The organism is Massilia sp. CMS3.1, assembly GCF_051262535.1.
In the GTDB taxonomy this organism is placed as follows: domain Bacteria; phylum Pseudomonadota; class Gammaproteobacteria; order Burkholderiales; family Burkholderiaceae_D; genus Telluria.
This window is the reverse complement of record NZ_JBIMES010000099.1, coordinates 1-338: the sequence shown is the minus strand read 5'-3', so window position 1 is coordinate 338 and position 338 is coordinate 1. Positions and strand designations below refer to the sequence as shown.

Sequence of the window (338 nt, the reverse complement as noted above, 5' to 3'; positions counted from 1 at the left end):
TTCCCATCTGTGCCAGGCCGGCGAACACGTGCTCAATGCGCGCACGTATCTTGGCGATGCGATGATTGCGGCGCTGCTGGGCGTCGGAGATCGGCTTGTCCTTGCTGCGTTTGCGCTGGATGTGCATGCGCCAGCCTTGTTTGCTCAGTCGCGCTTCGCGCTCGCCATCGACGTAGCCCTTGTCGGCCAGGATGTTGCGGTTCGTGTTGGCAGGATCGAGCACGTCCTCGAAATGCATGGTGTCGTGTTCGCTGGCCGTGCTCACCTTGATCTTGCGCACGAGCTTGTAGCGCTTGTCGGCGTTGGCCGAGACCTTGTAGCCGAAGTAGGACTTGCCT

Annotated in this window: 1 protein-coding gene; it reads right to left on the bottom strand. The window is 60.9% G+C overall.

All coding sequences use genetic code 11. The features are described 5' to 3' along the window. A partial coding sequence (locus tag ACHAC9_RS24585; RefSeq protein ID WP_435764448.1) for a transposase occupies positions 1-338 on the bottom strand: 338 nt, incomplete at both ends.